This is a genomic window from Allobosea sp. AAP35, assembly GCF_001295925.1.
Classification (GTDB): domain Bacteria; phylum Pseudomonadota; class Alphaproteobacteria; order Rhizobiales; family Beijerinckiaceae; genus Allobosea.
Window position 1 is genome coordinate 1 of the sequence record NZ_LJHQ01000029.1, and the last position, 24,121, is coordinate 24,121.

Annotated in this window: 22 protein-coding genes; 1 reads left to right on the forward strand and 21 read right to left on the reverse strand. The window is 67.4% G+C overall.

Going from position 1 to position 24,121, the window contains the following annotated elements; translation table 11 throughout:
• The 7 genes from IP69_RS11295 to rimP all read right to left on the reverse strand — a co-directional run.
• A partial coding sequence (locus IP69_RS11295) for a HAMP domain-containing protein (protein WP_054142931.1) occupies positions 1–1,574 on the reverse strand: 1,574 nt, incomplete at its 3' end.
• 144 nt (positions 1,575–1,718) lie between these two features.
• Positions 1,719–2,678 (reverse strand): tRNA pseudouridine(55) synthase TruB, encoded by a 960-nt coding sequence (truB, locus tag IP69_RS11300; protein ID WP_054142932.1) that lies wholly within the window; start codon positions 2,676–2,678, stop codon positions 1,719–1,721.
• Entirely contained in the window at positions 2,671–3,150 is a 480-nt protein-coding gene (rbfA, locus tag IP69_RS11305) for a 30S ribosome-binding factor RbfA (RefSeq protein WP_054142933.1), read from the reverse strand. Before rbfA ends, truB begins: the two co-directional genes overlap by 8 nt.
• A 96-nt stretch (positions 3,151–3,246) precedes the next feature.
• Positions 3,247–6,096: a translation initiation factor IF-2 gene (gene infB, locus IP69_RS11310; protein ID WP_054142934.1), complete on the reverse strand. Its 2,850-nt coding sequence runs from the start codon at positions 6,094–6,096 to the stop codon at positions 3,247–3,249.
• On the reverse strand, positions 6,093–6,866 hold the full coding sequence (locus IP69_RS11315) for an RNA-binding protein (protein WP_082359231.1): 774 nt from the start codon (positions 6,864–6,866) through the stop codon (positions 6,093–6,095). Before IP69_RS11315 ends, infB begins: the two co-directional genes overlap by 4 nt.
• A gap of 14 nt (positions 6,867–6,880) precedes the next feature.
• Positions 6,881–8,503 carry a transcription termination factor NusA gene (nusA, locus tag IP69_RS11320; RefSeq protein ID WP_054142935.1) on the reverse strand — a complete coding sequence of 541 codons (1,623 nt, stop codon included), beginning with the start codon at positions 8,501–8,503 and terminating at the stop codon, positions 6,881–6,883.
• 5 nt (positions 8,504–8,508) lie between these two features.
• Complete coding sequence (rimP, locus tag IP69_RS11325) at positions 8,509–9,216, reverse strand: ribosome maturation factor RimP (RefSeq protein WP_054142936.1); 708 nt, start codon at positions 9,214–9,216, stop codon at positions 8,509–8,511.
• Positions 9,217–9,549: 333 nt separating this feature from the next.
• On the opposite strand from rimP, the gene IP69_RS11330 reads away from it, so the two are divergent.
• Positions 9,550–10,638 (forward strand): DUF2336 domain-containing protein, encoded by a 1,089-nt coding sequence (locus IP69_RS11330; protein ID WP_054142937.1) that lies wholly within the window; start codon positions 9,550–9,552, stop codon positions 10,636–10,638.
• On the opposite strand, the gene IP69_RS11335 is transcribed toward IP69_RS11330, so the two are convergent.
• The 14 genes from IP69_RS11335 to trpS form a co-directional block, all read right to left on the reverse strand.
• Positions 10,613–11,305: a tRNA (guanine(46)-N(7))-methyltransferase TrmB gene (locus IP69_RS11335; RefSeq protein ID WP_054142952.1), complete on the reverse strand. Its 693-nt coding sequence runs from the start codon at positions 11,303–11,305 to the stop codon at positions 10,613–10,615. The genes IP69_RS11330 and IP69_RS11335 overlap by 26 nt on opposite strands.
• 224 nt (positions 11,306–11,529) lie before the next feature.
• Positions 11,530–12,735: a methionine adenosyltransferase gene (gene metK, locus IP69_RS11340; protein WP_054142953.1), complete on the reverse strand. Its 1,206-nt coding sequence runs from the start codon at positions 12,733–12,735 to the stop codon at positions 11,530–11,532.
• Between the two features lie 164 nt (positions 12,736–12,899).
• Positions 12,900–13,313: a helix-turn-helix transcriptional regulator gene (locus IP69_RS11345; RefSeq protein WP_054142938.1), complete on the reverse strand. Its 414-nt coding sequence runs from the start codon at positions 13,311–13,313 to the stop codon at positions 12,900–12,902.
• A 122-nt stretch (positions 13,314–13,435) separates the two neighbouring features.
• Positions 13,436–15,031: an apolipoprotein N-acyltransferase gene (lnt, locus tag IP69_RS11350; protein WP_054142939.1), complete on the reverse strand. Its 1,596-nt coding sequence runs from the start codon at positions 15,029–15,031 to the stop codon at positions 13,436–13,438.
• On the reverse strand, positions 15,031–16,002 hold the full coding sequence (locus IP69_RS11355) for a hemolysin family protein (protein WP_082359233.1): 972 nt from the start codon (positions 16,000–16,002) through the stop codon (positions 15,031–15,033). The genes lnt and IP69_RS11355 overlap by 1 nt, the downstream gene beginning before the upstream one ends.
• Positions 15,999–16,610 (reverse strand): rRNA maturation RNase YbeY, encoded by a 612-nt coding sequence (gene ybeY / locus IP69_RS11360; RefSeq protein ID WP_082359234.1) that lies wholly within the window; start codon positions 16,608–16,610, stop codon positions 15,999–16,001. Before ybeY ends, IP69_RS11355 begins: the two co-directional genes overlap by 4 nt.
• A complete protein-coding gene (locus IP69_RS11365; RefSeq protein WP_082359235.1) occupies positions 16,607–17,719 on the reverse strand; it encodes a PhoH family protein in 1,113 nt (370 codons plus the stop codon). Before IP69_RS11365 ends, ybeY begins: the two co-directional genes overlap by 4 nt.
• Before the next feature lie 240 nt (positions 17,720–17,959).
• A complete protein-coding gene (gene miaB / locus IP69_RS11370; RefSeq protein WP_082359236.1) occupies positions 17,960–19,366 on the reverse strand; it encodes a tRNA (N6-isopentenyl adenosine(37)-C2)-methylthiotransferase MiaB in 1,407 nt (468 codons plus the stop codon).
• A gap of 129 nt (positions 19,367–19,495) precedes the next feature.
• Positions 19,496–20,314, reverse strand: coding sequence for a lysophospholipid acyltransferase family protein (locus tag IP69_RS11375; RefSeq protein ID WP_054142940.1), 819 nt, complete (start codon positions 20,312–20,314; stop codon positions 19,496–19,498).
• A 16-nt stretch (positions 20,315–20,330) separates the two neighbouring features.
• Positions 20,331–20,843 carry a GNAT family N-acetyltransferase gene (locus IP69_RS11380; protein WP_248306803.1) on the reverse strand — a complete coding sequence of 171 codons (513 nt, stop codon included), beginning with the start codon at positions 20,841–20,843 and terminating at the stop codon, positions 20,331–20,333.
• Between the two features lie 69 nt (positions 20,844–20,912).
• Positions 20,913–21,599, reverse strand: coding sequence for a tRNA (adenosine(37)-N6)-threonylcarbamoyltransferase complex dimerization subunit type 1 TsaB (gene tsaB, locus IP69_RS11385; RefSeq protein WP_054142954.1), 687 nt, complete (start codon positions 21,597–21,599; stop codon positions 20,913–20,915).
• Between the two features lie 212 nt (positions 21,600–21,811).
• Positions 21,812–22,372 carry a NifU family protein gene (locus tag IP69_RS11390; protein WP_054142942.1) on the reverse strand — a complete coding sequence of 187 codons (561 nt, stop codon included), beginning with the start codon at positions 22,370–22,372 and terminating at the stop codon, positions 21,812–21,814.
• A gap of 83 nt (positions 22,373–22,455) precedes the next feature.
• Entirely contained in the window at positions 22,456–22,950 is a 495-nt protein-coding gene (locus IP69_RS11395; protein WP_054142943.1) for a universal stress protein, read from the reverse strand.
• An 85-nt stretch (positions 22,951–23,035) separates the two neighbouring features.
• On the reverse strand, positions 23,036–24,085 hold the full coding sequence (gene trpS, locus IP69_RS11400; protein WP_054142944.1) for a tryptophan--tRNA ligase: 1,050 nt from the start codon (positions 24,083–24,085) through the stop codon (positions 23,036–23,038).
• Positions 24,086–24,121: the final 36 nt, after the last annotated feature.

Here is a 24,121-nt window from a genome sequence, read left to right on the forward strand (position 1 = left end):
TCGCGGGCCGCCAGGCCGACGTCGGCGGAGGTCACCTGGATGGTGCGAACGGTCGAGGAGAGACGATCGACTGTGTCGTTGATCGCGCCCTTGAGCTCGGCGAACTTGCCGCGATAGGCGGCATCGACCCGCACGGTGAGATCCCCGCCGGCCACTGCCGACAGCGCCTTGGCGAACTCGCTCGTCGCCGAATCGACGACCGCGTTGATCTCGTTGATGCCGGCGACGAGCTTCTGCATCTGCTCGTCGGCCTGGTCGATCTGGAGACGTGCCGAGAAATCGCCGGCCGCAGCGGCAGCGACGACCTCGCCGACATCCGAGACGACCGCCTCCATCGACTGCGCCCGGGCCAGGCGGGCGGCCGCGGCAGCCTGCTCTTGCTGCTCGAGCACCCGGATGCGCTGGATATTGGTCTGGAAATCGCCGAGCGCATGGCTGATCGCATCGATCTCGACCATGCCGACCTTGGCTGGGATCTTCGCATCCTCCGCGCCCGACAGCATCAGATCGACGGAGTGGGCGAGCTGGCCAAGCGGTTTGACCACGCCGCGATGGAACAGCATCACGATGACGATCACGACGCCGGTGACGACGAGAATGGCGACGAGCGACAAGGCGAGCTGCCAACCGGCCCATGTCAGACCTGTGTCGATCTGGTTGCGGGCCTGTTCGAAGGCGGCATCGCGCATTTGCAGGATCGTCGCGAGCGATTTCTGGGTCCAGGCGCGCCAATCGGCGAGGCTCATGCCGGCCGGCTGGCCGTCGCGGGCCGCGACATACATCGCCCCGTAGGTCTTCGCTTCTTCGTCACGAAAACCGGTCTTGACGGTGGCCAGCGCAGTCTCGAGTTGCGGCGTCGCCTCCATGCGGGCAAGCGCCTGATCGACCAGCACCCAAAGCTGGTCGATCCGCCCGCTGAGGCGATCGACCTGGGACACCGCGGTCGGCGTCAGTTTTACGCCGCTGCCGACATATTGGGTGAAATGGACCGAGCGGCTGCCTGCGGCCTCGCGCAGCGTCGTGGCGAATTCGCCGAGCGAGACGGTGTTGCTGACCTCGGGATTGAGTTCGCCGATGCGCGAACCCAGATGCCGCTGCAGCGCCGATTGCTGATTGAGCAGCTCGAGCACGGTGCCGCTAAAGACCTGCGCTGCCTTGGGATCGCGCTGCGGCAGGGGTTTGGCTCCTTCCGCCAGGGCGAGCGTGCGGGCTTCGACCAGACGCTGCCCGATCTGCGCGACAGGTGCGGCAAGGTCCGGGCGTCGCGCGAAGACGGTATCGGCGAAGCTCTCCTGCATCTGTCTCACGCGGACATCCGTCTCGCGGGCGGCTGCGGTGGCTGCGGCCGCGATCTTGCCGTCCGGATCGGCGGCAAGGATCACCTGCGTGTTCGCCCCTCGCTCGATCGCGGCCCGCTCGATGACGCGGCTGACGGCCTCGGATGCGAGGACGAGGCCGCGGGTCTCACGCGCCGTCGAAAGGCTCTGCATCTGCTGATAGGCGACAAAGCCGCTGGCCAGGATCGCAGCCCCGCCGGCGGCGATGGTGCAGATCAGAAAATGCGTAACGCGCATGATGGTGGGCCCCCGCCGCTCGATCCCGCACCCGGCGCAGCCGCGACGGTGCGGAAGGCAGAATGATGCAGGAGCTTCTGCAGGAAGCCATAACCAACCGGGCGTTAATGCGACCTTTCGAAAAAGCGCCTATCGCGCCATGGATCAGAGGTTGAAGACCCTATGGGGCACGAATTCGCCCTGTTCGATGATGCCGGTCGCGATCAGAACCTCGCCTGAGGTGGCATAGACGGCCTGGCCTTCGACAGGGGCGTCGCGCCCGCGCAGCAGCACGCTTTGGCCGCGCTTCAGCCGCATCGCCGCATCGCGATGGACGACCAACTCCGGGATCAGGGCGAGCGCGGCCTTGACCGGCAGCAGCGCTCCCGTAGCACTGTCGAGACCCTCCCGCAGTGTCTCGACACTGGCCGACTCGGCGATGCTGAACGGTCCGACGCGCGTGCGCCGCAGATGGGCGACATGGCCCAGGCAGCCGAGCGCCAGGCCGAGATCGCGCGCGATCGCCCGGACATAGGTGCCCTTGCCGCATTCGGCCTCGAAGGTGGTGGTGGCGCCATCATGCGAGACGATGCGCAGCGCATCGATCTCGACCGGCCGCGCCTCCAGCACGACCTCCTCGCCCTCGCGGGCGAGATCATAGGCACGCTCGCCGGCGATCTTGATGGCCGAGAATTGCGGCGGCACCTGGCTGATCGTGCCGGTGAATCGCGGCAGCAGAGCCGCGATGGCGGCCTCGTCGGGACGCGCCTCCGAGGTCGCGATCACCTTGCCCTCGGTGTCGTCGGTATTGGTCTGGCTGCCCCATGACACGGTGAATTGGTAGGCCTTGCGGCCGTCCATCACGAAGGGGACGGTCTTGGTCGCTTCGCCGAGCGCGATCGGCAACAGACCTGAGGCGAGAGGGTCGAGCGTACCGGCATGGCCGGCCTTCTTGGCGGAAAAGGCGCGCTTGACCACGGCAACCGCATGGGTCGAGGTCATGCCGATCGGCTTGTCGAGCACGATCCAGCCATGCACGTCGCGCTTCTTGGGCCGAGGTGCGAAGCTGCGGCCTTCCTCCTGATCGGGGATGGCGGTCTCCTGCGGAGCTGCGACGTCACTCATCGTCGAATCCCTTGGAATCCGGCAGCTTGGCGGCCTGATCCTGGCCATCGACAGACGGCTCGTGCTGGTCGATCCGCAGCGGCTGCTTCAGGATGTCCTGCCGCACCTTGTCGGAGTAGAGGATCGCATCGACGCGCTCGGCCTCGGCGAAGCTCTCATCCTGCAGGAAGCGGATATCGGGCGCGAATTTCAGGTTCACGCGATGGGCGATCTCGCCGCGGATGTATTTCTTGTGCGTGTTCAGCGCTTTCAGCACGGGCGCGACATCGCCGCCGCCGAGCGGCATCACATAGCAGGTCGCGAGCTTGAGATCGGTCGAGAGGCGCACCTCAGGGACGGTGATGACATGCTTGGCCAGCACCTCGTCATGGATATCGCCGCGCGCGAGGAGATCGGCCAGTGCATGGCGGATGAGCTCGCCGATGCGCAGCTGGCGCTGGTTGGGACCGGAGGGTTTTGCGGGTTTTGCCATGGTTCTCGTTCTCCGGGATCGGACCGGATGACGGTCGAAAAAAGCATCATGGCCGGGCAAGCCCGGCCATGATCAGCCTGGGTCGAAGCGGACGCCTTACAGCGTGCGCTTGATCTCCTCGACGCGGTAGCACTCGATGACGTCGCCGGCGCGCATGTCCTGGTAGTTCTCGAAGGACATACCGCACTCCTGGCCCGCCACGACTTCCTTGGCGTCGTCCTTGAAGCGCTTGAGCTGGGCGAGCTTGCCCTCATGGACCACGACATTGTCGCGGATCAGGCGGACATTGGCGCCACGCTCGATCGTGCCGTCGGTGACGCGGCAGCCGGCGATCTTGCCGACCTTCGAGACCGCGAAGATCTCGAGGATCTGCGCGTTGCCGAGCATGGTTTCGCGCAAGGTCGGGGCCAGCAGACCCGACATCGCCGCCTTCACATCGTCCACGAGGTTGTAGATGATGTTGTAGTAGCGGATTTCGACGCCGGCCCGTTCGGCCGCCTCGCGCGCTTCCTTATGCGCTCGCACGTTGAAGCCGATCACCGCCGCGCCCGAAGCCTGGGCCAGCGTGATGTCGGATTCGGTGATGCCGCCGACGCCCGACTGCAGCACGCGGGCGCGCACCTCGTCATTGCCGACCTTCTCGAGCGTCCCGACGATGGCCTCGACCGAACCCTGCACGTCGCCCTTGATGACGAGCGGGAATTCCTTGCGGCCGGCGCCTTCCTTCAGGTCGCGCATCATGTCGGCGAGCGAGCGTCCCGCCGTCGATCCGCCGCCGCGTGCCGCGATGCGGTCACGCTTCTGGCGCTCGCGGTAATCGGTGATCTCGCGGGCACGGGCCTCGGATTCGACCACCGCGACGCGGTCGCCGGCCTCAGGCGTGCCGTTGAAGCCGAGAACCTCGACCGGAAGCGAAGGCGGAGCCTCCTTGATATGGGCGCCGGTATCGCCGATCAGGGCGCGCACGCGGCCCCATTCGGAACCCGCCACGACGATGTCGCCGGTGCGCAGCGTGCCGCGCTGGACGAGAACCGTCGCGACCGGGCCGCGGCCGCGATCGAGCTTGGCTTCGATCACGGTGCCCTCGGCCGGACGGTCCGGATTGGCCTTGAGGTCGAGCAGTTCGGCCTGCAGGGCGATCGCCTCGAGCAGCTTGTCGAGATTCTTGCCGGTCTTGGCCGAAACCTCGATTTCGAGCGTCTCGCCGCCGAGCGTCTCGACCTGGATCTCGTATTGCAGCAGCTCGGCGCGAACCCGTTCAGGCGAGGCGTCGGTCTTGTCGATCTTGTTGATCGCCACGATCAGCGGCACGCCGGCCGCCTTGGCGTGATTGATCGCCTCGATCGTCTGCGGCATGACGCCGTCATCGGCCGCCACGACCAGAACGACCACGTCCGTCACCTTGGCGCCGCGGGCGCGCATCGCTGTAAACGCGGCGTGGCCGGGTGTGTCGATGAAGGTGACCTTGGCACCCGACGGCGTCATCACCTGATAGGCGCCGATATGCTGGGTGATGCCGCCGGCCTCGCCGGTGACGACATGGGTCTGGCGGATCGCGTCGAGCAGCGAGGTCTTGCCGTGGTCGACATGGCCCATGATGGTGACGACGGCCGGCCGTGTGACCTGGGATTCGTCGGTATCAAGCGTGTCGAACAGCCCGCCCTCGACGTCGGAATCGGCGACACGCTTGACCGTGTGGCCCATTTCCTCGGCCACGAGTTGGGCGGTGTCGGCGTCGATCACGTCCGTGATCTTGTGCATCGCGCCCTGCTTCATCAGCAGGCGGATGACGTCGACGCCCCGCTCCGTCATGCGGTTGGCGAGTTCCTGGATGGTGATCGTCTCGGGGACGATCACCTCGCGCATCACGCGCTCCTTGGCGACATCCGAGGCGCGGTGCCCGGTCATGCGCTGGACGCGACGACGGAAGGCCGCGACCGAACGCGTGCGCTCGTCATCACCGCCGGTGGCGGTCGACAGCGTCAGGCGGCCGCGAACCTTTTCGCCGACCTTGGGAGTCTTGGGCGCGGGCACGGGGGCTCCGCGCGGCGGACCGCCGGCAAAGCCGCCGGGGCGGCGGAAGGCGGGACGGGCCTCGCCGTCGTCGGGGCGGCTGCGCGGGGTGGCGCTGGAGGGAGCCTGGCGCGTCGGCCGGATGACAGCGGGCTCGGCGGGAGCGGTCGTATCGACCGGACGCGGCGGACGCGGGGTCTCGAGGCGCGGCGGACGCGAGTCGAGCCGCGGCGGCCGGGCGCCGATGTCGCGCATCGGGGTCCGGGGCGCGAAATCGGGACGCGGACCGGACGGGGCGGGGCGGGGCGCCTGGGCAGCCGCAGCCGGGATCGGGGCAGTGCCGCCGTCGGTCTGCGAAGGCGCAGCGGGGGTAAATTCACGCGGGGGCTGCGGCGGACGGGGAGCCTGCGGCTCATCCATGCGCTGGCGTGCGGCGCTTTCGGCGCGACGCTTGCGGTCTTCCTCCTGGCGGCGACGCTCCTCCTCCTCGCGCTGGCGGGCGAGAGCGGATTCTCGCTCCTGCTTTTCGCGCTCGGCGGCGAGCGCGCGCGCCCGGGCTTCTTCCTCAGCTATACGACGGGCTTCCGCCTCACGGCCGCGCGAATCCGACAGGGCGCGCTGACGCGCATCCTTCTCGTCCTCGGACAGGGTCCGCAGCAGCATGCCGGACGAAGGGCGCGACGGCGGCGTCGGCGCGGGCGGCACCGTGCGCGGAGCCGATTGCTGGACCTGCGGCTGCGGCGCACGGACGGGAGCCTGCTCCTTGACCTCGGAGCCGGCGACGCGCCGCTTGACCTCGACGACGACCTGCTTGGAGCGCCCATGCGAGAAGCTCTGCCGGACAGTGCTCTGTTCGACAGGACGCTTGATCGTCAGGGTCTTCGGGGGGCCGACGGTCAAAGTCTTGTCGCCCGGGGTCTTGGTATCACTCATTCTGTGCTCGGTCCTGCCGCTTTCGGTCCAGCCGGTTCGGTCGTTCGGTGGTCTACGGAATCGTCGTCTACGGAGCCGGGATGGATCGGCTCCTCCGGATGGCTTGCACCGGCATCACCCGTCCGGTAGCGGACGAGCCGACGCCAGCGGGAGAGGAAACCCTCGGCCGCCGGTCCCGGAGCAAGCGCCGCATGTATCACATGTGAGCGCCCCAACGCCAATTCCAAATCTTCGCCCGCGAAAATTGCCACGACCGGCACTTTACGGGGCTTCAAACCGGCGTCTTCGCGGGCCAATTCGGCCCGGCGCAGGGCCTGTCCGATCTTGCGGCGTCCGTCCTCGGCACCGTCGCTGGCCTCGATCACCGCCGCGCAACGGCCGGAACCGATCACCGCCTCAACCTTGGCGAAACCGGCCTGGACCAGCCCCGCCTTGTTCGACATGGCCAGCGCCTGGAGCGTGTCCCTCACCATCAACGCGTCGATCATCGCAACCAAATCGGGCGGGACGACGACCTTGGTCTTGAGCGAACGCTCGAAGGCCCGTCGCTTGACGGCTTCCGCCACGGTGGCGGCGCTCAGGCTCGCCCAGACGCCGCGTCCGGGCAATTTGCGCCGCAGATCGGGAACGAGCATGTCGTCGGGCCCGACGACGAAGCGGATCAGGTCGTCAGGGGCCTTGACCACCCGTGTGACGACGCAGCTCCGCTCCGGCCCGTCTTTGCGGTCCTGGCGCGTTTCGCGCGCGCCGCGCCCCGCGGCCGCTTTCATCGCCAGCGCTCGGCTCAGGCTTCTGCCGTCTCGTCGGCGGCGGGAGCATCCGCAGCCTCGACCTCGGCCTCGATTTCGGGCTCCTCGACCGGAGCCTCGATCCAGCCGGCCTGAACGCGGGCCGCCATCACGATCGCCTCCGCATCCTGCCGCGACAGGTCGAAGCCGTCGAGATAGCCGGAATGGCGGGTGGTCTCGCCATCCTTGCGCTCGGTCCAGCCGACGAGATCGTCGGTGGCGCAGCCGGCGAGATCATCGACGCTCTTCACCTCGTTTTCGCCCAGCGCCACCATCATCGCGGTGGTGATGCCGGCGACCTCGCGCAGGCCGTCCTCGACGCCGAGCGCGCGGCGCTTCTCGTCGAACTCGGCCTCGACGGTGGCAAGATATTCCTGCGCGCGCGATTGGATCTCGGCACCCGTGTCCTCGTCGAAGCCCTCGATCGAGGCGAGCTCGGAGGGATCGACATAGGCGACCTCCTCGACCGTGCGGAAACCTTCCGAGGCGAGCAGCTGGCCGACCGTCTCGTCGACGTTCAGCGCGTTCATGAAGATCTCGGTGCGGTTCAGGAACTCCTTCTGGCGGCGCTCCGATTCCTCGGCCTCCGTCAGGATGTCGATGTCCCAGCCGGTGAGCTGCGAGGCCAGGCGAACGTTCTGACCGCGGCGGCCGATGGCGAGCGAAAGCTGCTCGTCAGGCACCACGACCTCGATCTTGTCGGCCTCTTCGTCGAGCACGACCTTGGCGACTTCCGCCGGTTGCAGCGCATTGACGACGAAGGTCGCGATATCGGGCGACCAGGGAATGATGTCGATCTTCTCGCCCTGCAGCTCGCCGACCACGGCCTGCACGCGCGAGCCGCGCATGCCGACGCAGGCGCCGACCGGGTCGATCGAGGAATCGCGGGAGATCACGGCGATCTTGGCGCGCGAGCCGGGGTCGCGGGCGACCGCCTTCACCTCGACGATGCCGTCATAGATCTCGGGCACTTCCTGGCCGAAGAGCTTGGCCATGAACTGCGGATGCGTGCGCGACAGGAAGATCTGCGGGCCGCGCGGCTCGCGGCGCACATCATAGACATAGGCGCGGGCCCGGTCGCCGACCTTGAAGGTTTCGCGCGGGATCATCTCGTCGCGGCGGATGATTGCCTCGCCACGGCCGAGATCGACGAAGACATTGCCGTATTCGACGCGCTTGACCGCGCCGTTGACGATCTCGCCGATGCGATCCTTGTACTCGTCATACTGGCGGTCGCGTTCGGCCTCGCGCACCTTCTGCACGATGACCTGCTTGGCCGACTGCGCGGCGATGCGGCCGAAATCGAAGGGCGGCAGCGGATCGGCGATGACGTCGCCGACCTGGGCGGCCGGGTTGTGGCGCTTGGCCTCGTCGACCGTAATCTCGGTGGCGCCGTTCTCGACCAGTTCGACGACCTGGAGATGGCGGGCCAGCCGCAGCTCGCCGGTCTTGGTGTTGATCTCGGCATGGACATCCGTCTCGGCGCCGTAGCGCGAGCGGGCGGCCTTGGCGATCGCGTCCTGCATCGCATCGACGACGATCTGCCGGTCGATGGATTTCTCGCGGGCGACCGCATCGGCGATCTGCAGCAATTCGAGCCTGTTGGCGCTGACGACCATGACGCTCACTCCTCTTCCGGGTTTGTGTCTTGCGGAGCAGGTCCGCTCTTGTTCTTCGACGCCGGCGCCTTGTCGGGGCGCGGGCCGAGCGATTTCTTGCGGCCCTTGGGCGGGGCGGCGATCTCTTCGGCTGTGGGCATTTCGGGCGGGAGCCCGGCCTTGCCACGGCGCAGCGATTCGGTGACGAGCGCGTCCGTCAGCACCAGCCGGGCATCGCCGATCAGTGCCATCGGGATCGCGACGTCGCGCTCCTCATCGGATTTCGCATCGTCGCGCGAGAGCAGGGCGTTGCCGCCCTCGACGCCACGCAGGATGCCGCGGAAACGCTTGCGTCCGAGGACGACGGTGTCGGTATCGATCTTGGCGAGATGCCCGGCCCAGCGCTCGAAATCGCCCGCCCGCACCAGGGGGCGATCGATGCCCGGCGAGGAGACCTCGAGATGATAGGCGACCTGGATCGGATCGTCGACGTCGAGCGCCGGCGAGACGGCCTGGCTAACGGCCTCGCAACCTTCGACATTCATCGTGCCGTCGGGCTTTTCGGCCATGATCTGAACGGTGCAGCCGTTCTGGCCGCTGACGCGCACCCGCACCAGTCGGTAGCCGAGATCGACGATCGCGGGCTCGATGATCGCCGCCACGCGCGCCGCGACGCCGCTCTCCACGACGATGCGCGGGTCGTTGTCGTGATCGATCGGTGTCGGCTCGTTCATGCCCGATTGTCCGCCTGTCGGCCGGATCGGATCCGGCCCTTGAAGGATTGGCGCATGGCGCCGCCCTGGACATCCCGCTCGGGGCAGCCGCGTATCGGCGTCATGCTGGGCCCCGGCAGGTTGCGGCCAACAAAAAAGAGCGGGCCTTCCGGCCCGCTCTTGATCATCGGCTGATACCGAAACCAGAGCTGTTGTCTGCTATTTAGTCCGCATCGGCGGCGCATGCAAGCTCAGCGCGGCCAAGGACAGCCCCGGGTCTTTCGCGAGAACGCTAACCGGCTGGTCATCCTTATGCGTCATGATGACGTGCTGCGCGTTGTTTGGGGATTGGGTATGAGTTCTGTCAGTACGCTGTTGCGCGATCTCGAGACGACGATGGAGCGCGGGTCCAGCAGTGACCGCACGCAGATCCTGTCACGCCTCACCGACCTTTTCCTGAGCACGGCCGCCGTCATGGACGATGACCAGGTCGGCATTTTCGATGTCGTGATCGGCCGGCTGGCCCGGGCGATCGAAGTCAGGGCCCGCATCGAGCTTTCCGAGCGCCTGGCTCCGGTTCCCAACGCGCCCGCCGGCCTCGTGCGCCAGCTCGCGCTCGACGACATCGCCGTGGCCAGGCCTGTCCTGATCGCCTCGGCGCGCCTGACCGGCCAGGACCTCGTCGCGATCGCGGCGGCGAAGGGACGCGATCACATGCTCGCCATCACCGAGCGTTCGGATCTCGGCGAGCCGGTCACCGACTTCCTGATCCTGCGCGGTGGCCGGGTCGTAACCCATGCGATCGCAGCCAACCACACGGCGCGTTTCTCCCAGCATGGCATGGGCGTTCTCGTGATGCGGGCGTCCCAGGACGATGCGCTGCAATCGGCGCTGAGTGGAAGGCGCGACATTCCAGCCGAACTGGCAGACCAGCTCATGGCCGCCGCGAAAAACTCCGCCCGCCGCCGCCTCACGGCAAGTCTGGAGCCAGGCCTCGCTGGGGCGGTCGATCGCGCTGTCGAGCGCGGTGCGCTGGCGGTCGCGGCCGAGACACAGATCGAAGGCAATCTCGGCACCGTCAACGAGGCCCTGGTCGAGATCAACCGGCTCAACGACGCCGGTGAGCTCGACGAGGCCGCGGTCGCGCGCTTCGCCTCGGCCGGCACGAGCGAACACGCCATCTGCGCCGTCGCGGTGCTGGCCCAGCTCGGGCTGCCAGCCACGGAGCAGATCGTGCTGGGTGCGGATCGCGATGCGGTGCTGGTGGTGGCCCGTGGCCTGGGTTGGTCGTGGGAGACCGCGGCTGCGCTGATCGGCCTGCGCAAGGATTTCGGCAAATCGGAGCCGGCAATCGAGCGCGCACGCCAGCATTTCCGCAACCTCGCCCAGCCGACCGCCCAGCGCGTGCTTGGCTTCCTCAGGATGCGCGACGCACAGCCGTGAGATAGCTTGGAACCCGTCCCGCGGCGACGGCCTTGGCCTCGTAGCGGGTTCGGATCCAGCCCGGATAGGGCTCGCGCCAGTCATCGGCGCATCCGTCAGTCCAGTCGAAATCGGGCGATGCCAACAGCCGGGCCAGGGTCCAGCCGATATAGTCGTCGATATCGCTGGCGAAGCGGAAGCGGCCGCCATGCCGCAGGGCGCGGGCGAAAAGCGCCAATGTCCGCTCCGAGACGAACCGGCGCTTGCGCTGGCGCCGCTTCGGCCAGGGATCGGGATAGAGCAGGTCGATCGCGTCGAGCGACCCTTCTGGCAGGCGCGGCAGCATCAGCGCCGCATCGCCATCCCAGATCCGGATATTGGTCAGGCCCTCGCGTTCGATCACGGCGAGGAACTTCGCCATGCCGTTGATGAAGGGCTCGACCCCGATGAAGCCGATCTGCGGGCTCTCGCGCATGCGATGCAGCAGATGCTCGCCGCCGCCGAATCCGATCTCCAGCCGCACGGCGTCCACCGGCTGCGGGAACAGGGCCGCGAGGTCGGGGATGTCCGCCTCGGGCAGCCGCAGCCTGGGCAGCACGGTGTCGATCATCGTGCTCTGGCCGTCGCGCAGGGCCTTGCCCTTGCGCCGGCCGAAGAAGGCGCGGTCGGGATCGTAGTCGTGTGTCATGCGGATCGTGCTCGATCTGACCATTTCGGAAAACGCGCGTCATTCCGGACAAGCCGCAAAACGGAGACCCGGAATCCATCGTAAGGCACTGTCGCGCTCTACAATGGATTCCGGGTCTCCGCTTCGCTGCGCCCGGAATGACGGCGCGGTTGTAGACCAGCCTGCCCAAAGAAAAAGGCCGGAGCGATCCGCCCCGGCCTCCTCAAACCATGCAATGGCGATGCTCAGGCGACGGCCTTCTTCAGCGCGTCGACCAGATCGGTCTTCTCCCAGGAGAAGCTGCCGTCGCGGCCGGCCTTGCGGCCGAAATGCCCATAGGCCGCCGACTTGGCGTAGATCGGCTTGTTGAGCTGCAGATGCGTGCGGATGCCGCGCGGCGTCAGGTCCATGACCTCGCCCAGAACCGTCTCGAGCTTGGCCTCATCGACCTTGCCGGTGCCGTGGAGATCGACATAGATCGACAACGGCTTGGCGACGCCGATGGCGTAGGAGAGCTGGATCGTGCAGCGCTCGGCGAGCTTGGCCGCGACGACGTTCTTGGCGAGATAGCGCGCCGCATAGGCTGCGGACCGGTCGACCTTGGTCGGGTCCTTGCCGGAGAACGCGCCGCCGCCATGGGGAGCCGCGCCACCATAGGTGTCGACGATGATCTTGCGGCCGGTCAGGCCGGCGTCGCCATCAGGGCCACCGATCACGAACTTTCCGGTCGGGTTGACGTGCCAGACGGTCTCCTTGGTGATCCAGCCCTCGGGCAGGGTCGCGCGGATATAGGGCTCGACGATCTTGCGCACGTCGGCCGAGGTCAGGCTCTCGTCGGTATGCTGGGTCGAGAGCACGATCTGGGTCACGCCGACGGGCTTGCCGTTCTCGTACTTGACCGTGACCTGGCTCTTGGCGTCGGGGCCGAGCTTGGCGGCGCCGCCTTCCTTGGCGTGGCGGGCCTTGGCCAGCACTTCGAGGATCTTGTGGGCGTAGTAGATCGGCGCCGGCATCAGCTCGGGGGTCTCGCGGCAGGCATAGCCGAACATGATGCCCTGGTCGCCGGCGCCTTCATCCTTGTTGCCCGAGGCGTCGACGCCCTGGGCGATGTCAGCCGACTGGGCGTGCAGCAGCACGTCGATCTTGCAGGTCTTCCAGTGGAAGCCGGCCTGCTCGTAGCCGATCGCGCGGATAGCCTTGCGCGCGGCCGACTTGACCTTGCTCTTCATCGCCTTCTCGTCGAGCGAGGTGCGAACCTCGCCTGCGATCACGACGCGGTTGGTCGTCGCCAGCGTCTCGCAGGCGACACGCACCTGCGCGGCGTCCATGCCAGATTTGGCGGCTTCCTTGAAGAACAGGTCCACGACCTCGTCCGAAATCCGGTCGCAGATCTTGTCAGGATGGCCTTCGCCGACGGATTCGCTGGTGAACAGGTAATTCTGGCGTGACACGGTCGGGCAGCCCTTGCGCAAGCATGAGACGGATGACCGGCTGTCCATGGGGGGCCGATCGACGAAAACGGCCATCCTCTTTGCAGCGGACGCGTTCGCCGTCAAGCACGCCAATCCGTTTGTCGGGTCCTTCGTTCGTTAGGGCGAACGAGCTAGCCGCGAAATCACGTGTCTGGCGTGTCTTCATCAGCCAGCGCCTCGACGAGGTCGATGATGCGGCGCCGGACCTTGATGCTCTTGATGCGCACGAAAGCCTTGGTCAGCTGCACGCCTTCGCTGCTCGACATGAAGTCGGAGACATAGGCGTTGGCGGCCGTATCGGAGAAGCCGCCGCTTGGCATGTCGCCGGTCGGCGCGCCGTCGAAGAAGAACGAGACCGGCACGTCGAGCATCTTGGCGATCTGCTGAAGCCGGCTCGCGCTGATGCGGTTGGAGCCCTTTTCGTATTTCTGGACCTGCTGGAACGTCAGTCCGAGTGCGTCGCCGAGCTTCTCCTGGCTGACACCGGCGAGCATCCGGCGCATGCGGACGCGGCTGCCGACATGGCGGTCGATCGGATTGGGAACTTTCTTCAACATGGACGACAGCCTTGGCTCATCATGCCGCCTCGGATGCATTATCGCCCGAGGCGGCATAGTCAATTGGATTAAGATGGCGCGCCTTTCACAGTAGCCGCTCGCGGAACAAGTTCCAAATGGGATTAGTGGCGCGGCAGCAGTCGGCTGAGAAGCAAGAACCCTGCAAGCAGTGCGGCAAAGATCGCATCGCCCAGCCCGGCATAGAGCGTGACCGGGCCGGCTAGGGGCAGTCCGACGTCGAGCACGCCTTCCGTTCCCAGCGGCAGGCTCGCAATGACCCGGCCATAACCATCAACCACACCCGAGATGCCGGTGTTGGCGACGCGAACCAGGGGCAGCCCCTCCTCAACCGCGCGCAGCCGCGCCTGGGCGAAATGCTGGTAGGGCCCGCTGGTTTGGCCAAACCAGCCGTCATTGGTCAAATTGAGCATGAACCCCGCGCGCGGTCCCGGCGGGGCAACCTCGCTGGGAAAGATCACCTCATAGCAGATCAAGGCCGCCGCGGGCGGAAGACCGCGGATCGAAAGCGGCACCCGGCGCGTGCCCGCGGCGAAACCGCCCGGAACCGACACAAATTCCGACAGACCGAGGCTGCGGATCAGCGTCTCGAGGACCGGCGGCAGATACTCGCCGAACGGCACCAGATGCACCTTGTCATAGCTCGAGACGATCGTCCCCTCGTCGTCGACGACCTGGATGGCGTTGAAGATCGGCGGCCGGCTCTCGCCGGGAAGAACCTCGCCCGCGCGCGCCGCTCCCGTGATCAGCGTGGCGTTGGGCGGCAACAGGGTCGCAATCCGCGACAGCGCTTGCGGCGTGCGTCCGAGCAGGAAGGGGAAGGCTGATTCGGGCCAGATCAGATGGGTCACGGCCTGGACGCCCGGCGTCGTCGGGCTCGTCGCCCGGTCGCTCAGCGCCAGATATTGGTTCAGGATCGCCTCGCCATTGCGCGCGCTGAACTTGGCATCCTGCGGCAGGTTCGGCTGCATCAAGCGCAGCTGCACGCCGGCCACCAGCGGCGTGGGTCCAACCGGCACGCGCCAGAGCCCGAAGCCGATCAGGCCGGCCGTGACGATCAGCGCCACCACCGGCGCGCGCCAACGTCCGGCGCGGCTTTCGGATGTGCCGAGCGTCGCGGGCGCGGCGCCGATCGCGATGGCCAGCAGGGTCAGTCCATAAAGACCGATCACCGAAGCGATCTGCGCGATCTGCGGCTGCCCCGCGAGCATCATGCCATAGACGTTCCAGGGGAAGCCGGTCAGGACATGGCCGCGCAGCCATTCGCTGAGCGCCAGCATGATCGCCAGCATCAGGATGCGCCCGGCGCCGGCAGGCCAGACGAGCCGGGCGCAGCCGAAGGCCAGCGCCGGAAAAAAGGCGAGGAAGGCCGGCAGCGCAATGACGCCCAGCGGCATGGCCCAGGCGAATTTGTCGGCCTCGACCAGGAAGGCCGCCCCCAGCCACCACAGCCCGGCGAGGAAGAAGCCGAAACCCCACCACCAGCCGACGGCCGCGGCGGCCCGGAAGCGCGCGGCGGCGCTCGTGCCTAGCGCGCCATCGATCAGCCAGACGGCGATCGTCATTGGAAAGACGATCAGCGGCCAAAGGTCGAGCGGCGGCAGGGCAAGCGCACCGCTGGCTCCCGCGCCAAGCGCGATCAGCCGCCTGCGCCAGCCCCAGGCGAGGATGACGCCGTCGGCCAGCCGGGAGATGCTCATCAGCCCGGCTCCGGCGCGAGGCCGTTCTCGGATAGGCGTTGCTGGATGCTCAGACGCTTCACGCGCCGCTGGTCGGCCTCGATGATCTCGAAGATCAGTCCCTCGGGACCCTCGATGATTTCGCCCTGCGCGGGCACATGGCCGGCGAGCGTGACGATCAGGCCACCCAGCGTATCGACCTCTTCGGCGATCGGGGTTTGCGAGAGGTCGATCCCTGTCGCCTCCCGCAACTCATCGAGCGTGGCCCTCGCATCGGCCGTGAAGCGACCTTCGCCGGCGGGCGCGATCGTCGGCGCTTCCTCGAGATCATGCTCGTCCTCGATGTCGCCGACGACGATCTCGATCAGATCCTCGATCGTCACCAGCCCGTCCGTGCCGCCATACTCGTCGATCACCAGCGCGATATGGGTTCTCGTCGCCTGCATCCGCACCAGGAGATCGACCGCCGGCATCGAGGGCGGCACATACAGCACGGGGCGCAGGATCTTGGTCTCGGCCAGCGTCATTTTGAGATCGACGGCGGCGAGGTCATGGAATGCCGGCTCCGACAGGCCGGTGCTGGGTTCGGCCCTCGCCTGGCCGGCGATGAATTCGAGGAAGTCGCGGATATGGACCATGCCGCGCGGGTCGTCGAGCGAGTCGTCGAAGATCGGCAGGCGCGAATGGCCCGCGGTCCGAAACAGCGCCAACAATTCGTCGAGCGTCGCATCGGCCGGGACGGCGATGATATCGGCGCGCGGGATCATGACGTCGCCGACGCGCCGCTCTCGCAGGCTGAGCACGTTGGACAACATCGCGCGTTCCTGCGCGCTGAGATCGGCGAGTTGCCCGCTGCCTTGCGCCAGAGCCTCGGTGATGTCCTCGCGGATCGTGCCGCCGCCGCGCAGGCCGAGCCTGTCGAGAAACTGGCTGAGCCAATGGGTGAGGCCGCGTCCGGCCTCGGTTTGTGTCTGTCGACTGTCGTCGCTCATGATCGTGGAAGTCGGTCCGGGGATGGGGCTGGAGGGGTAATTCGGGCGGTGGCCTGCGGGGGCGCGATCAGTTCGCCATCGGCATAAGGGTCGGCAATGCCGAGCCGGGCCAGCGCCGCGATCTCGAGGCTCTCCATGCGCTGTGCCTCGGCTTCGGTTTCATGGTCCTCGCCGAGCAGATGCAGCAGGCCGTGGATGACGAGATGGCTGAAATGGTCGCCCAGGCTCTTGTTTTCGTCCTGGGCTTCGCGCGCCACGGTCTCATAGGCGATGACGATATCGCCGAGGACCGGGCTTCGGGCGATCTGCTTTGCCGGCACGGCGGGGAAGGAGAGCACATTGGTCGCCTTGTCGAGCCCGCGCCAATCGCGGTTGACGATGCGGATACGCTTGTCGTCGGTCAGCAGCAGGCTGACTTCCGCCCCGTCAATCGGTTGCACAGGCGAAACGGCCAGCGCGGCTTGTGTCGCCCGGGACGCATGCAGGCGCAGGCTCGCAAGATCACCCAGCGCCCGCCACTGGCGCGACTGGGCTCTGAGCGCGATCTCCAAGGCCGGAGGTCTCTCGGGGCGCGGCGCGTGACGCCGCGCGGGAGGTCGGTCGGTCATCGCGGGCGCTCCCGCGACAGGGTGCGCTTCAGGCCCTCGGTGTCGCTCTCGATCGGCGCATCGGGCATGGGCATACGCATTCGCTCTTCACGTTCCTCGCGTTCGCGCCGGGCCGCACCCTCATAGGCCATGACGATCCGGCGCACGAGGTCGTGCCGCACGACGTCGCCCTCTTCGAACTTGGCATAGCCGACGCCCTCGACGCCCGACAAGAGCCTCACCGCCTCGATCAGCCCCGAGCGCTGGCCCGGCGGCAGATCGATCTGCGTCGGGTCGCCGGTGATGATCATGCGCGAGCCCTCGCCGAGGCGGGTGAGGAACATCTTCATCTGCACCGAGGTCGCATTCTGCGCCTCGTCGAGCAGGACGACGGCATTGGTCAGCGTCCGGCCGCGCATGAAGGCGAGCGGCGCGATCTCGATCATGCCGGTCTGGAGCGCGCGCTCGACATGGCGCGCCTCCATGAAGTCGTTGAGCGCATCGTAGATCGGCCGAAGATAGGGATCGACCTTTTCGCGCATGTCGCCGGGCAAAAAGCCCAGCCGCTCGCCGGCCTCCACCGCCGGCCGCGACAGCACCATGCGCTCGACCACGCCCTGCTCGATCAGCGAGACGGCATGTCCGACTGCCAGCCAGGTCTTGCCTGTGCCGGCCGGGCCTTCCGCGAGCACGAGTTCGTTGCGCTTGAGCTGGCGCAGATAGGCATCCTGCGCCGCGTTGCGTGCCTTGACCGGGCCGCGCTTGCGCGTCACGACCGCGTCGAACGAGGCCTTGCCCGCATCGGCCGTTGGGAAAAGCGAGCGCTGGACATTGCTTTCCTCGATCGCGCCATCGACTTCGCCCAGCGTGACCGAGGCGCCGGCCTTGGCGCGGGTATAGAGCGTCTTCAGCACGCGCCCGGCCTGCTCAGCGGTTTCGCGCGGCCCCTTGATCGTTGCGTGGTTGCCGTTCGGGCTGATCACGACGCCGAGCCTTCGCTCCAGATGCGCCAGGTTCTGGTCGTAATGGCCGAAGACGAGGCTCGCCAGCCGGTTGTCGTCGAAGGACAACAGGACCTCGGTCACGGGCAACCCGTCGCGCATCAGGCTTTCCACGCGGGCCGGCGCCATCTCGCGCCGCGTGCTCCGTTCCGGTCTCGGTGTCGTCGAGTCAGCCTGTGCCAAAAGCGTCATCTCCCTGGCGCCTGTTCCGGCCGGACAGGAGCGTGAGGCCGGGTCTTCGAAAAGGTAAAGAGAGAAAAGGTACCTGCGGTGATCGGGCCAGCGAATCCGCGCTATCAGCGGGCGCGACGGTGGCAGCCTGATGACAGCGCGCCCATGCGCCTGCGACCGGCCTGCATGGTGCGGCGCTCAAGCGGCGAGTTCCTTCGAGGGGGTCTGCGGCGCCGTCAGGGGGCCATCGCCACCGACGCTGTCCGGCACCTCGGCCTTGCGGCCGAAGAGCGAGTTGGAGCCGGCTCGCTCGATCACCACCTGCACCCGGTCGCCGATCTGATTCGCCTCCGTCTCGATCTGCACAGCCTGAAGGTAGGGCGTCTTTCCCGCAAGCTGTCCGGGATGGCGGCCGACGCGCTCCAGAAGCACCTCGACCGTGCGCCCGACCAAGGCGTGGTTGAAGGCCTGGCGATGATGCTCAATGCGCGCCTGCAGGCGCTGGAGTCGCTCATCCATAAGCGCTGCGGGAACCTGCGTGTGCAGATCGGCTGCGGGCGTGCCGGGACGCGGCGAGTATTTGAAGGAATAGCTCGAGGCGAAGCCGATCTCGTCGACGAGGCGGATCGTCTCCTCGAAATCGGCATCGCTCTCCCCGGGAAAGCCGACGATGAAATCCGAGGACAGGGCGATGTCTGGCCGCGCCGTCCGGACCCGCTCGATCAGCCGGCGGTAATCGTCGGCGGTGTGCTTGCGGTTCATCGCCGCCAGCATGCGGTCCGAGCCCGCCTGAACCGGCAGGTGCAGGAACGGCATCACTTGCGGCAGATCGCGATGCGCGGCGATCAGATCCTCGTCCATGTCGTTGGGGTGGCTCGTGCTGTACCGGATCCGGGCAATTCCCGGCACCTCGGCGACGCGATGCATCAGGCGCGCCAATCCCCAGACGCGCCCGTCTTGCCCCTCGCCATGATAGGCGTTGACGTTCTGGCCGATCAGCGTGACGTCCTGCACGCCCGACGCAGCCAGCCGCTCGATCTCGGTCATGATCTGTGCGACCGGCCGCGAGAATTCGGCGCCGCGCGTATAGGGCACGACGCAGAAGGCGCAGAACTTGTCGCAGCCCTCCTGCACCGTGACGAAGGCCGAGATGCCGCGCGCCCGGATCGCGGCGGGCTTGGGCGCCGGCAGATGGCCGAACTTGTCGTCGATCGGCAGGTCGGTATCGATGGTCCGCCGGCGCTGTGCCTGTTCGAGCAACTCCGGCAGGCGGTGATAGGCCTGCGGGCCGACGACGAGATCGACCGCGGGCTGGCGGCGCTGGATCTCGGCGCCCTCGGCCTGGGCCACGCAGCCGGCGACGACAATTCTCGTATGCTGGCCGTTGGCGAGCTGGGCGGTCTTGATGTCGCGCAGCTTGCCGAGCTCGGTATAGACCTTCTGCACCGCCCGCTCGCGGATATGGCAGGTGTTGAGCAGGATCAGGTCGGCGCCTTCCGGCGTCGGCGTTTCCGCGTAGCCCTGCTCGCCCAGAATGTCGGCCATGCGCTGGCCGTCATAGACGTTCATCTGGCAGCCGAATGACTTGATGTGGACTGTCTTCATCGCGCCGGGTCTGGTCTCCAAACCGCTTCCTTACTCCGGATCGCCGCCTGAGGAAACGCCCGGCGCATCGATCGCTGCCATCGCGCCATGGGATGCGTCATGATCGAGTCCGGAATTGCGCGGTCGCCGTCACGGCAGCGGCCTGCCGCTGACCGTTTCCTGACGAGCCTTGCGGATGGCGGTTTCCGCCAGCCGGGTCGCCTCCTTGCGCGAGGTCTTGCGCCCCATCGCGATCGGCTCGCCCCAGGCAAGCTCGACATCGACCGCGCCCACGCCCAGCACGGTCCTGAGATGGGGCGCGAGTTCGGTGTCGCCATACCAGGCCAGGGCCGTGCGTTCGGCGCGGCCGCCGGCGATCCCGTGAAAGCCGGTATAGCTGATGGTCAAAGGATAGACCGCGATGTCGGCGCCATCCTCCGCCTCGGCGGCACCCTTGCCCAGCGCCTCATGTGCGGCACCCAGGAGCGAGGACCGGAGCGGCAGGATCCGCGTCCCGTCGCCGGTCGTGCCTTCGGCGAAGAGCACCACGGCCTCGCCGGCCGAGAGCCGGGCGCCCATTTGCGCCGTGACGTCGGCAGTGGCGCCGCGCCGCGAGCGGTCGATGAAGACGGTCCGCTGAAGCTTTGCAAGGAAACCGATCATCGGCCAGCCCGCGACCTCGCTCTTGGCGACGAAGCAGACCGGCCGCTCCGCGCCCAGCACGGAAATGTCGAGCCAGGAAACGTGATTGGCGACGATCAGCCCGCTGCTGCCGGCCGGAGGCGGCGTGCCCCGAACGCGCCGCCGCACGCCGAGACAGCGGCAGGTCAGGCGGTGGAACAGGCGCGGGATCGCAGCACCGCGTGACGGCATCCAGCGGACGACGACAAGCTGCGCCGGCAGCAGGGCGAGCGTCCCAAGCGCCAGCGCCGACAGGCGCAGAACCGCGCCGACGGGCAGGCGCGTCATCGGCGCGGACCTCCGCTCAAGCGAGATCGAGCCGCATCGCGACCGCCGTGGTGCGGCTGCCGTCGGGCTTTGGATAATAGCCCTTTCGCCGGCCGACCTCGCGGAACCCGAGATGCCGGTAGAGTCGCTCGGCCGCGATATTCCCCTCCTCGACTTCGAGGAAGACTTGGCCGACACCGCGGCCCGCGAGCCGCGAGAGATGGGCGCTCATCAGATTCGCCGCGAGGCGGTTGCCGCGATGGGCCGGCGCGATCACGATGGAGAGGATTTCCGCCTCGTCGGCGGCCCGGCGCGACATCACGAATCCAGCCGGCCGGGACGCATGTCCGGTGAAGACGCCATCGGCTGCCACGCTCGCATCGGCGAGCAGGGCGGCGCATTCGCCCGGCTCCCAGCCGCGCGCGAAACCGCCGTGGCCGTGCAGCGCCGCGACGTCGCCGGCATGCCGCGAATCGAGGCTGCCGGTCCGCGCGGGGCAGGCCTCGGGGTGGAGCAGTTGGCGCAGCCAGTCCATGGCGCTTGATGACATAGTCGTCCGCGCTGACAAGTACCCTTGCGTCATTTTGGAAGCATTTCGCGCAATGTATCCATTGCCACCCTAGCGCCGGGCCAGCCGGGCGCGGTCCTGCGGCGTGGTCTCGGGCGCCTTGAGATAAAGCGGGCGCGGCGGTGCCGTCTCCGGATCGGCGATCATGCCGAGTCGCGCCACCCAGATCACGTCGGGCGCGCGGGCATCGTCGATGACCAGCGCGTCGAGCCCGATCGCCCAGGCTTCGTTGGCGACGGCCAGCGACGCCGAGCCGACCAGGCTGACGGGCCCGGCGCCGATGGCCCGCGCCGCATCGCGATAGCTGACTTGGCGGAGCGCCACGATCTGCCGGCCCTCCGAGCTCAGCGCCTGGAACCAGACCTGCCCATGCTTGGCATCGAGCGCGGCTGCGATCACGCGGCCGGGCTCGCGCCCAACCAGCGGCGCGGCGCAGGCGGCCAGCGTGGTGACGCCGACGGCGGGGATGTTCGCTGCCAGCGCGATGGCGCGCGCCGCGCTGACCCCCACGCGAAGACCCGTATAGCTGCCCGGCCCGACGGTGACCGCGACGCGGTCGAGCGAGGAGAACCCGCCCTCGACCGCATTCATGACACGCTCGATCAGCGGCATCAGCGCTTCCGCATGGCCCCGTTCCATCGCGATCTGCTCGATCGCCAATGGGTGCACCATGTCGGCGGTATCGAGCACGCAGGCCGAACAGGCGCCGAGCGCGGTATCGATCGCAAGGATGCGCATCAGCTTCGTGTCAGCCTGTCTGAAGGTTGAGAAAGCGCCGTCATTCCGGACGAGCCGCGAAGCGGCGCCGATCCGGAATCCATCGTAAGGCACTGTCGCACTCTACGATGGATTCCGGGTCTCCGCTTCGCTGCGCCCGGAATGACGGCGCGGATGGAGACCCCACCAAAGCCGAAATCAGGAGTCGATCAAGCCGAAACAGGCTCGGCTGCTCAAATCGCCTCGACCTCGCGCACATCCGGCAGGAAATGGCGCAGCAGATTCTGGATGCCGTGCTTCAGCGTCGCGGTCGAGGAGGGGCAGCCGGCGCAGGAGCCCTTCATCGCCAGATAGACGATACCATCCTTGAAGCCGCGGAAGGTGATGTCGCCGCCATCGCCGGCGACGGCGGGGCGAATGCGTGTCTCCAGCAGATCCTTGATCGTCTCGACCGTCTGGGCGTCCTCGGGGGCGAAAAACTCGCCCTCCTCGATCACATCGGCCTGCGAACCGCTCGCCAGGACCGGCGCGCCCGACATGAAATGCTCCATGATCGCGCCCAGGATGGCCGGCTTGAGATGCGGCCACTCGCCGCCCGACTTCGTCACGGTGATGAAATCGGAGCCGAGGAACACGCCCGAGACGCCGGAGACTCCAAAGAGCCGCTGAGCCAGCGGCGAACGCTCGATCTGGTCACCGTCGCGCAATTCGAGCGTGCCGTCGGCCATCACGGTCCGGCCGGGCAGGAATTTCAGCGTGGCGGGATTGGGTGTGGCTTCGGTCTGGATGAACATGATGAAATCTCCGGTCCCGGACGGTTCAAGGCCGCCGTTCCAACCTCCGATATAAGCGCCTGGATCGAATCATTCCAGCGCGCTCACGCCAGCGCGTCGATTTCCTCGTCGTCGAGATGGCCGGGCACGATCGCAACGGGAATCGGGAAGCTCGCTGCCGATTTGCCGGCCAGCGCGCTGACCAGCGGGCCGGGGCCGTCACGCCCGGCGCCTGCCGCCAGAACCAGCAGCGAGATGTCCTCGTCGGCCTCGATCAGCTTGACGACCTCGCCGGCCTTGTCGCCGGTGCGCACCACCCGTTCCGGCTCCAGCCCGGCCAGGCTGCGCACCGCCGCCGCGGCGGTGTCGATCAGCTTCTCGGCCTCGGCCTCGGCCTCCGCCTGCATGACCGCGCCGACGCCGAGCCAGGTTTCATGCTCGGGCGGCGTCACCACGCCGAGGAGCACGATCGAAGCACCGAGCCGCGCGCAGCGGCGCGCAGCGAAACGAACCGCCTTGGCGCATTCGGTGCTGTCGTCCACCACCGCGAGAAATTTCGGGCGATGGCCCGTCTCATAGGAGCGCCGTCGCTTCACCATATCGATGTCCCTGCCGCCGCCTCGGGAAGGTGCATGGTGACCCGCGCCGCAGCGTCAGTGCAAGCCCGCCGCATATCAGGACAGCTCATCGCCGCGAAACGAAGCCAACGATGTCCTTGACGTCGCGCATGATCGGCGCGGCGATTGCCTCGGCGCGTCCGGCACCCTCACCCAGGATCGTGTCGATATGGCTGACATCGGCGAGCAGGCGGCGCATCTCGCCCGCAATCGGCGAGAGCTTGGCCACGGCGAGATCGACCAGCGCCGCCTTGAAGCCGGAGAACTGGCCGCCGCCGAACTCCGTGAGCACCTGCGCCTTGGTCTGGCCGTTCAGCCCCGCATAGATGCCGACGAGATTCTCCGCTTCAGGCCGGCCGTCCAGCCCTTTCTCCTCGGAAGGCAGGGCGTCGGGATCGGTCTTGGCCCTGCGGATCTTCTGAGCGATCGTCTCGGCGTCATCGGTCAGATTGATCCGCGAATTGTCCGACGCATCCGACTTCGACATCTTCTTGGTGCCGTCGCGCAGGCTCATCACGCGGGGCGCCGGCCCCTGGATCATCGGCTCCGGCTGCGGGAAGAAGCCGAGATCGCCGGTGTCGAGGCCACGTTCCGCGATCTGCGCGCCGAAATCGTTGTTGAATTTCTGCGCGATGTCGCGCGCCAGCTCGAGATGCTGCTTCTGGTCCTCGCCGACGGGAACATGCGTCGCCTTGTAGAGCAGGATGTCGGCCGCCATCAGCGCCGGATAGGCGTAAAGCCCGATTGAGGCGTTCTCCTTGTCCTTGCCGGCCTTTTCCTTGAACTGGGTCATGCGGTTGAGCCAGCCCAGCCGCGCGACGCAGTTGAAGACCCAGGCGAGTTCGGCGTGCTGCGAGACCTGGCTCTGGTTGAAGATGATGCTGCGTTTGGGATCGACGCCCGCCGCGACATAGGCCGCCGTGACCTCGCGAATGGCGCGGGTCAATTCGACGGGATCCTGCCAGACGGTGATCGCATGCATGTCGACGACGCAATAGATGCACTCATGCGTCTCCTGCATCGCCACCCAATTGGTCAGCGCGCCGAGATAATTGCCGAGATGCAGCGTCGCGGTTGGCTGCATGCCGGAGAAGACGCGCTGGTGAAAGGTCGCCATCGGGGCGCTCCCGCAAATAGGGGTCGTTTGGAGTGC

Bases quoted from the DNA above. Each gene is read 5' to 3' on its own strand.
- lnt (WP_054142939.1), bottom strand. From the start codon at position 15,031: ATGAGCATCTCCCGGCTGGCCGACGGCGTCATCCTCGCCTGGGGCTGG.
- tsaB (WP_054142954.1), bottom strand. From the start codon at position 21,599: ATGCGCATCCTTGCGATCGATACCGCGCTCGGCGCCTGTTCGGCCTGC.
- trpS (WP_054142944.1), bottom strand. From the start codon at position 24,085: ATGGCGACCTTTCACCAGCGCGTCTTCTCCGGCATGCAGCCAACCGCG.
- miaB (WP_082359236.1), bottom strand. From the start codon at position 19,366: ATGAAGACAGTCCACATCAAGTCATTCGGCTGCCAGATGAACGTCTAT.
- IP69_RS11355 (WP_082359233.1), bottom strand. From the start codon at position 16,002: ATGAGCGACGACAGTCGACAGACACAAACCGAGGCCGGACGCGGCCTC.
- IP69_RS11365 (WP_082359235.1), bottom strand. From the start codon at position 17,719: ATGGCGCCGGCCCGCGTGGAAAGCCTGATGCGCGACGGGTTGCCCGTG.
- infB (WP_054142934.1), bottom strand. From the start codon at position 6,096: ATGAGTGATACCAAGACCCCGGGCGACAAGACTTTGACCGTCGGCCCC.
- rimP (WP_054142936.1), bottom strand. From the start codon at position 9,216: ATGAACGAGCCGACACCGATCGATCACGACAACGACCCGCGCATCGTC.
- ybeY (WP_082359234.1), bottom strand. From the start codon at position 16,610: ATGACCGACCGACCTCCCGCGCGGCGTCACGCGCCGCGCCCCGAGAGA.
- IP69_RS11345 (WP_054142938.1), bottom strand. From the start codon at position 13,313: ATGTTGAAGAAAGTTCCCAATCCGATCGACCGCCATGTCGGCAGCCGC.
- IP69_RS11375 (WP_054142940.1), bottom strand. From the start codon at position 20,314: ATGACGCGCCTGCCCGTCGGCGCGGTTCTGCGCCTGTCGGCGCTGGCG.
- IP69_RS11390 (WP_054142942.1), bottom strand. From the start codon at position 22,372: ATGTTCATCCAGACCGAAGCCACACCCAATCCCGCCACGCTGAAATTC.
- IP69_RS11335 (WP_054142952.1), bottom strand. From the start codon at position 11,305: ATGACACACGACTACGATCCCGACCGCGCCTTCTTCGGCCGGCGCAAG.
- nusA (WP_054142935.1), bottom strand. From the start codon at position 8,503: ATGGTCGTCAGCGCCAACAGGCTCGAATTGCTGCAGATCGCCGATGCG.
- rbfA (WP_054142933.1), bottom strand. From the start codon at position 3,150: ATGGCAAAACCCGCAAAACCCTCCGGTCCCAACCAGCGCCAGCTGCGC.
- IP69_RS11380 (WP_248306803.1), bottom strand. From the start codon at position 20,843: ATGTCATCAAGCGCCATGGACTGGCTGCGCCAACTGCTCCACCCCGAG.
- IP69_RS11395 (WP_054142943.1), bottom strand. From the start codon at position 22,950: ATGGTGAAGCGACGGCGCTCCTATGAGACGGGCCATCGCCCGAAATTT.
- IP69_RS11330 (WP_054142937.1), top strand. From the start codon at position 9,550: ATGAGTTCTGTCAGTACGCTGTTGCGCGATCTCGAGACGACGATGGAG.
- truB (WP_054142932.1), bottom strand. From the start codon at position 2,678: ATGAGTGACGTCGCAGCTCCGCAGGAGACCGCCATCCCCGATCAGGAG.
- IP69_RS11315 (WP_082359231.1), bottom strand. From the start codon at position 6,866: ATGAAAGCGGCCGCGGGGCGCGGCGCGCGCGAAACGCGCCAGGACCGC.